This is a genomic window from Pseudoroseomonas cervicalis ATCC 49957 (assembly GCF_000164635.1).
GTDB lineage: Bacteria > Pseudomonadota > Alphaproteobacteria > Acetobacterales > Acetobacteraceae > Pseudoroseomonas > Pseudoroseomonas cervicalis.
Genome location: NZ_GG770777.1, coordinates 1,276,598 through 1,283,808 on the forward strand (window position 1 = coordinate 1,276,598; position 7,211 = coordinate 1,283,808).

Sequence of the window (7,211 nt, forward strand, 5' to 3'; positions counted from 1 at the left end):
GGGCCTGCACCGCCTCGCCCGGGCCGCGCCGCAGGCCGAGCCGCAGCTGCGCCCCGTCCACCGCGATGGCCACCACGTCGACCGAGGCGATCTCCGGGCTGGCGCGCAGCCGGCGGCGCAGTTCCAGCCATTCCTGCAACCCGCCGAAGCGCGCCTGGGTCTCCAGATAGGCATTGGCCGGGGCCGAGAGGATGGAAGGCGTCACCGGCGGCGCCGCATCGCCCGTGGCCGGCGCGGCGCCGGACAGCACCGCGCCGCCGCTGCCGCCACCCGCCACGGCGCGGCCGGGGCCGCCCACGCGGTTCGGGTTGAAGTTCACCGTCAGCCGGCCGGAATAGCCGGTGCGGCTGGAGCGCTCCTCCTCGACGATGATGCTGCTGACCATCTGGTCGATCTGCGAATCGCTCAGGCCCTTGGGCAGGCCCAGCGCATCGGCCATGCGGTCATAGGCGGTGCGCTGCGCGGCGGCCAGCGCGCGGGTGCGGGCGATCACCGCATTCTCGGCGGTGGCCTCGGCCGGCACGCCGCGCTGGGTATAGGCATCGCCGCTGGAGGCCGGCGCCTCGCCGCTGGCGGGCGGCAGCGCCTGGGCGGAGGCGGTGCCCGACGACCCCGCCGCCGGGACGAAGCAGGTCAGACCCGCCACGACAATGGTTGCGGCCAGCCGCCGAAAATGTTGCATTCCGCCCCCTTGGAAGCCCGGCATAGTGAAACTCTCTCCTTCCGGGCCTTTGCGCATAGCCGATCGGGCCCCCTGATGACCAGTCTGACCTACCGGGACGCCGGTGTTGATATCGAAACCGGCGACGCCCTCGTGGACGCCATCAAGCCGTTGGCACGCTCGACCGACCGGTCCGGGACCATGGGGTCCCTGGGCGGCTTCGGCGCGCTGTTCGACCTGAAGGCAGCCGGCTACACCGACCCTGTCCTCGTCTCCTCGACCGATGGCGTCGGCACCAAGCTGCGGCTGGCCATCGATACTGCCATGCATGACGCCGTGGGCATCGACCTGGTTGCCATGTGCGTGAACGACCTGGTGGTGCAGGGCGCCGAGCCGCTGTTCTTCCTGGACTATTTCGCCACCGGCAAGCTGCAGCTGGAGCAGGCGCGCGCCGTCATCGCCGGCATCGCCGAGGGCTGCCGCCAGGCCGGCTGCGCCCTGGTCGGCGGCGAGACGGCCGAGATGCCGGGCATGTACGCCAAGGACGACTACGACCTGGCCGGCTTCTCGGTCGGCGCCGCCGAGCGCGACGGGCTGCTGCCGAAGCCGGATGTGGGCGCCGGCGACGTGGTGCTGGGCCTCGCCTCCTCGGGCGTGCATTCCAACGGCTTCTCGCTGGTCCGCCGCATCCTGGCCGCGACCAACCAGGGCATCGAGACGCCGGCGCCCTTCGCCGCCGGGCAGAGCATCGGCCACGCGCTGCTGGCGCCCACGCGGATCTATGTGAAGTCGCTGCTGGCCGCCCACCGCGCCGGGCTGCTCAAGGCGGCGGCGCACATCACCGGCGGCGGCCTGCCCGGCAACCTGCCGCGCGTGCTGCCCAAGGGCAGCGTCGCGGTGCTGGACGCCACGTCCTGGACCCTGCCGCCGGTCTTCGCCTGGCTGGCCCGCGCCGGCAATGTCACGCCGGAGGAGATGCTGCGCGTCTTCAATTGCGGCATCGGCATGTGCGTGGTGGTGCGGGCCGAGGATGCCGACGCCGCCACCGCCCTGCTGCAGCAGCATGGCGAGACGGTGTTCCGCATCGGCCGCATCGAGGCCGGCGCCGAGGGCGCCGCGGCCGAGGTGAAGGTGGAGAACCTTTCTCCCGGTTGGCCTGCCGCATGACCACGCGGCGCCGCACCGCCATCCTGATCTCGGGGCGGGGCAGCAACATGGCGGCGCTGCTGGACGCCGCCGCGAACCCCGCCTACCCGGCGGAGATCGCGCTGGTGCTGTCCAACCGCGCCGATGCCGCCGGCCTCGCCCGCGCGGCTTCGGCCGGCATCCCGACCGCGGTGGTGGAATCCCGCCCCTTCGGCCGCGACCGCGCGGCGTTCGAGGCGGCGATGGAGCAGGTGCTGGCCGCGCATGGCGTCGAGCTGATCGCGCTCGCCGGCTTCATGCGGGTGCTGACGGAAGGCTTCACCACGCGCTGGGAAGGGCGGATGCTGAACATCCACCCCTCCCTGCTGCCGGCCTTCCCGGGGCTCGACACCCATGCCCGCGCGCTGGCGGCGGGGGTGCGGCTGCATGGCTGCACCGTGCATCTGGTGACGCCCGGCGTGGATGAGGGGCCGATCCTGGCCCAGGCCGCCGTGCCGGTGCTGCCGGGGGATGACGAGGCCAGCCTCGCCGCCCGCGTGCTGGAACAGGAACATCGCCTCTACCCCGCCGCCCTGGCCTGGGTGGCCGCCGGCCAGGCCCGGCTGGTGGAGGGCCGGGTGCGGCTGAGCGGCACGCCCGCCCCCAGCGCCCCGGCGCTGCGCAACCCGGGCTGAGGCCCGCGCCGGGGCGCCCTGCCCCGGCCTTTCCTTCCGTTCCGACCGAAGGAGACAGCGCGCCACCGGCCCCCCTCCGGCGGCGCGTTCACGCACACGTCACCCCCCTGCGATTGACAGCACGGCGGCTTCCGAGAACGTTCTCAGCCAACGACCAGGGCCGCCCAAGGCCCGGCGGAGGAGAGGAACGCCATGCGCCGACGCGCAGGGAGGGGCGATGCCGTCTAGGCCCGCCCCCCGCATCACCATCAAGGACCTGGCCCGCGAGCTGGGCATGTCGGTCGCGACGGTCGCCCGTGCCTTCCATGAGGGGGCGGCGATCGCCGAGGCGACGCGCGCCCAGGTGCTCTCCCGCGCCGCCGCGCTGGGCTACCAGCCCAATGCGCTGGCGCGCGGCATGATCACCCGGCGCACCCGCATCGTGGGCGTCGTCGTCTCCGACCTGCACAACCCCTTCTATCCGGAGGCGCTGTCGCTGCTCTGCGCCACGCTGCAGCAGGCCGGCTGCAACATGATGCTGGTCAGCGGCGGCGAGGACCCGGCGGGGGCGGAGGCCGCGGCGCTGCGGCTGCTGCTCTCCTACCAGCCGGCGGCGGTGGTGATCCTGGCCACCACCCTGGGCAGCGAGGCGGCCGCGGCCTGCGCCGCCGCCGGCACGCCGCTGCTCTATCTCAACCGCTTCCCCGGCGAGGCCCGCGCCGAGAGCATCCTCTGCGACAATGAGGCCGGCGCCGCGGCGCTGACCGCGCATCTGCTGGCGCAAGGCGCGCGGCGCCCGGCCTTCATCGGCGGCATGGCCGATGCCTCCACCCAGGCGGAACGCCGCGCCGGCTTCCGCCGCGCCTGCGCCGAGGCCGGCATCGCCGCGCGCGAGCACCCGGCCGGCGCCTTCAGCTACCAGGCCGGGCATGACGCGGCGCTGGCCCTGCTCACCGGGCCCGAGCCGCCGGATGCGCTGTTCTGCGCCAGCGACATCCTGGCGATCGGCGTGCTGGAGGCGGCGCGCCACCGGCTCGGCCTGCGCGTGCCGCAGGATCTGAAGGTGGCGGGCTTCGACGACATCCCGATGTCCGCCTGGCCCTCGCACGACCTCACCACCCTGCGCCAGCCGCTGGAGGCGATGCTGCAGGCCGCCCTGCGCTGGCTCGGCCAGGTGCTGGAGGGCGCGCCTCCGCCGCCGCGCCTGACCCGCCTGCCCGGCACGCTGCTGCCGCGCGGCAGCACCGCTTCATCCCCGCAGAAGGACACGCCATGCCACACGCATTGAACACCGTCGCCGTGGTCGGCGCCGGGCTGGTCGGCTCCGGCTGGGCCCTGGTCTTCGCCCGTGGCGGCGCCAGCGTCCGCATCTTCGATGCCAGCGAGAGCATCCGCGCCGGCGCCATGGCGCGGCTGCGGAGCATGCTGGAGGACATGCAGAAGGCCGGGCTGGTCGATTCGGTGGAGCCGGTGCTCTCCCGCATCACACTCTGCCACAGCCTGGAGGATGCGGTGGGCCGGGCCGACTACATCCAGGAATCGGTGCTGGAGCGGGTCGAGGTGAAGCAGGCCGCCTGCGCCGAGATCGACGCCGCCATGCGCCCCGACGCCATGGTCGGCTCCTCCTCCTCCGGCATCCCGGCCTCGGCCTTCACCGAGGCGCTGCCGAAGCGCAGCCGCTTCCTGATCGCCCATCCGGTGAACCCGCCGCACCTGGTGCCGCTGGTCGAGCTGGTGCCCGCCCCCTGGACCGATGCCGGCATCATCCCGGTGCTGCGCGCCGCCATGGAGGGCTGGGGCCAGGCGCCGATCGAGGTGAAGGGCGAGATCGAGGGCTTCATCCTCAACCGCCTGCAGGGCGCGCTGCTGAACGAGGCCTGGGCGCTCTACGAGGCCGGCCTGGCCTCGGCCGCCGATATCGACCGCACCGTCTCCGAGGGGCTCGGCCTGCGCTGGGCCTTCATGGGGCCCTTCGAGACCATCGACCTGAACGCACCGGGCGGCATCGCCGACTACTCGGCCCGCCTCGCCCCGCTCTACCACCGCATCGCGCTGTCGCGCCGCGACCCCCGGCCCTGGTCGGCCGAGGCCATTGCAAAGGCCGAGGCGGAGCGGCGCCAGGCGCTGCCGGCGGACCAGCTGCAGGCGCGCACCGATTGGCGCAACCGGCGGCTGATGGCGCTGGTCGGGCATCTGCGCGCCCAGCCGAAATGAGCCGCGGCGCGGCCCTGGCCCGCGGGCCGCGCCCCCTGCCTCTCCCCTCTCGCGGGAGAGGCCTCCCGCCTTCCCCACTGCCCTCCGCCCGGCGGTGGCCATCCTCCAGCCAGGAGAAATCCCTTGATCGGCACTCTCGCCATCATCCTGTCGCTCGCCGGGCTGATGTATTTCGCCTATCGCGGCTACAGCGTGCTCTACCTCGCCCCCATCATGGCTGCCTTCGCGGTGGTGATGGCGCAGGGCGGGCCGCTGCTGGCGACCTACACCCAGGTCTTCATGACCAGCCTCGGCCGCTATGTCGTGCTGTTCTTCCCGATCTTCCTGCTCGGCGCCATCTTCGGCAAGCTGATGGCCGATAGCGGTTCCTCCACCACCATCGCCCACACCATCGTGCAGCGGCTGGGCGCCAAGCACGCCATCGCCGCGGTGACGCTGGCCTGCGGCGTGCTGACCTATGGCGGCGTCTCGCTCTTCGTCGTGGCCTTCGCCATCTACCCGATCGCGGCGGCGCTGTTCCGCGAGGCGCAGGTGCCCAAGCGGCTGATCGCCGCGGCCATCGCGCTCGGCTCCTTCACCTTCACCATGACCGCCTTCCCCGGCACGCCGGCGATCCAGAACGCCATCCCGACGCGCTTCTTCGGCACCACCACCTTCGCCGCCCCCGGCCTCGGCATCATCGCCGGCTGCATCATGCTGTTCGGCGGCCTGGCCTGGCTGCAGCTGCGCGCCCGCCGCGCCCAGGCGGCCGGCGAGGGCTATGGCGACCACCAGGAGAACCTGCCGCAATTCGAGGCGGGCGAGCGCCCGGGCTTCGGCCTCGCCATGCTGCCGATCATCGTGGTGATCGGGCTGAACGCGCTGTTCTCGCTGCTGATCTTCCCGCGCATGGATCTCGGCTACCTGGCGCAGCAGCTCTACGGCAATGTGCAGCCCTCGGCGGTGATCGGCACCTGGGCGCTGATCGTGGCGCTGGTCGGCGCCATCCTGACCGTGCTGCTGCTGCAGCGCCGCCATCTGCGCGACGCGCAGAAGACGCTGAACGAGGGCACGATGGGCTCCATGCTGCCCATCTTCAACACCGCGAGCGAGGTGGGCTATGGCGCCGTCATCGCCTCGCTGGCGGCCTTCGTGGTGGTGCGCGACTTCGTCGTCGGCATCGCGCCCGACACGCCCACCATCTCGCTCGCCATCGCGGTGAACGCGCTGGCCGGCATCACCGGCTCGGCCTCGGGCGGGTTGTCGATCGCGCTGGACACGCTGGGCGCCACCTATCTGGAGCGCGCCAATGCGCTGGGCATCAGCCCGGAGCTGCTGCACCGCATCGCCACCATCGCCTCGGGCGGCTTCGACTCGCTGCCGCACAATGGCGCGGTGATCTCGCTGCTGACCATCACCGCCCTCACCCACAAATCCTCCTACGGGGACATCTTCGTGGTGAACCTACTGATCCCGGTGGCGGCGCTGATCACGGTGATCACGCTCGGCACCCTGTTCGGCGCCTTCTGAGCGGCCGCGGCGCGGGGGCGTGTCCTGCGCGCCGCACCGCCTCAGGCCGCCTTCAGCCCGGCGAGGAAATCCGCCACCTGGCGGCTCAGCCGCTCGGACTGGCGGGACAATTCGCCGGCGGCGCCCAGCACATCCTGCGCGGCGCCGCCGGTCTCGCCCACCAGCTGCGACACCTCCCGCACATGGCGGGTGACGTCGCGGGTGCCATCCGCCGCCTGCTGCACGTTGCGGGCGATCTCCCGCGTCGCGGCCCCCTGCTGCTCGACCGCGGCGGCGATGGCGCCGCTGATCTGGCCGACCTCGCCGATGGTGCCGGCGATGCCCTGGATGGCCTGCACCGCCGCCTGCGTCTCCTGCTGGATCTGGCCGATCTGCGTGGCGATCTCCTCGGTCGCCTTCGCCGTCTGCCCGGCCAGGCTCTTCACCTCCGAGGCGACGACAGCGAAGCCCTTGCCGGCCTCCCCCGCGCGCGCCGCCTCGATCGTGGCGTTCAGCGCCAGGAGATTGGTCTGCCCGGCGATGCTGCTGATCAGCCCGACCACATCGCCGATCCGCTGCGCGGCGGCGGAGAGCGCGCGCACCGTGGCATCGGTGCGCTGCGCGTCCTGCGCCGCGCGGGCCGAGACGCTGGTGGAACGCTGCACCTGCCGGGCGATCTCCACCACCGAGGCCGCCAGCTGCTCCGCCGCCGCCGCCACCCTGCCGACATTGGCGCTGGCGGCCTCGGCCGAGGCCGCCACCGCCCCGGCCCGGTCATCGGCCTGGCCGGCGCCCTGGCGCATCGCCTGGGCGGTGCCCTGCAACTTGGTCGCCGCCGCCGCCAGCATCGCCACCAGCTGGCCGGAATCGCGCTCGAAGCCCAGCGCCAATTCCTCCATCCGCGCGGCGCGGGCCGCCTTCTCGGCCTGCTCGGCACGCTGCGCGGCGGCCAGCCGGTCGCCCTCCGCCATGCTCTCGCGGAACACCCGCACCGCCGCCGCCATGGCGCCGATCTCGTCACGCCGGCCGGCGCCTGGGATCGCGCCCCC

Annotated in this window: 7 protein-coding genes; 5 read left to right on the forward strand and 2 right to left on the reverse strand. The window is 73.2% G+C overall.

Features of this window, described 5'->3' with window-relative positions; all coding sequences use genetic code 11:
* A partial coding sequence (locus HMPREF0731_RS25000) for a hypothetical protein (RefSeq protein ID WP_420493604.1) occupies positions 1-646 on the reverse strand: 646 nt, incomplete at its 3' end.
* 111 nt (positions 647-757) lie between these two features.
* On the opposite strand from HMPREF0731_RS25000, the gene purM reads away from it, so the two are divergent.
* The 5 genes from purM to HMPREF0731_RS05535 all read left to right on the forward strand — a co-directional run bounded on the left by purM (position 758) and on the right by HMPREF0731_RS05535 (position 6,183).
* Positions 758-1,828 (forward strand): phosphoribosylformylglycinamidine cyclo-ligase, encoded by a 1,071-nt coding sequence (purM, locus tag HMPREF0731_RS05515; RefSeq protein WP_007003061.1) that lies wholly within the window; start codon positions 758-760, stop codon positions 1,826-1,828.
* Positions 1,825-2,481 (forward strand): phosphoribosylglycinamide formyltransferase, encoded by a 657-nt coding sequence (gene purN / locus HMPREF0731_RS05520; RefSeq protein ID WP_040611947.1) that lies wholly within the window; start codon positions 1,825-1,827, stop codon positions 2,479-2,481. The genes purM and purN overlap by 4 nt, the downstream gene beginning before the upstream one ends.
* Before the next feature lie 217 nt (positions 2,482-2,698).
* On the forward strand, positions 2,699-3,748 hold the full coding sequence (locus tag HMPREF0731_RS05525) for a LacI family DNA-binding transcriptional regulator (RefSeq protein WP_007003063.1): 1,050 nt from the start codon (positions 2,699-2,701) through the stop codon (positions 3,746-3,748).
* A complete protein-coding gene (locus HMPREF0731_RS05530) occupies positions 3,733-4,674 on the forward strand; it encodes a 3-hydroxyacyl-CoA dehydrogenase (RefSeq protein ID WP_007003064.1) in 942 nt (313 codons plus the stop codon). Before HMPREF0731_RS05525 ends, HMPREF0731_RS05530 begins: the two co-directional genes overlap by 16 nt.
* 123 nt (positions 4,675-4,797) lie before the next feature.
* A complete protein-coding gene (locus HMPREF0731_RS05535; protein ID WP_007003065.1) occupies positions 4,798-6,183 on the forward strand; it encodes a GntP family permease in 1,386 nt (461 codons plus the stop codon).
* A gap of 41 nt (positions 6,184-6,224) precedes the next feature.
* Here HMPREF0731_RS05535 and HMPREF0731_RS05540 read toward each other — a convergent pair.
* Positions 6,225-7,211, reverse strand: a 987-nt coding sequence (locus HMPREF0731_RS05540; RefSeq protein ID WP_007003066.1) for a methyl-accepting chemotaxis protein, incomplete at its 5' end; no start/stop codon positions are given.

Excerpts from the sequence above, each read along its gene's own strand:
- purM (WP_007003061.1), top strand. The coding sequence starts at position 758 with ATGACCAGTCTGACCTACCGGGACGCCGGTGTTGATATCGAAACCGGC.
- purN (WP_040611947.1), top strand. The coding sequence starts at position 1,825 with ATGACCACGCGGCGCCGCACCGCCATCCTGATCTCGGGGCGGGGCAGC.
- HMPREF0731_RS05525 (WP_007003063.1), top strand. The coding sequence starts at position 2,699 with ATGCCGTCTAGGCCCGCCCCCCGCATCACCATCAAGGACCTGGCCCGC.
- HMPREF0731_RS05530 (WP_007003064.1), top strand. The coding sequence starts at position 3,733 with ATGCCACACGCATTGAACACCGTCGCCGTGGTCGGCGCCGGGCTGGTC.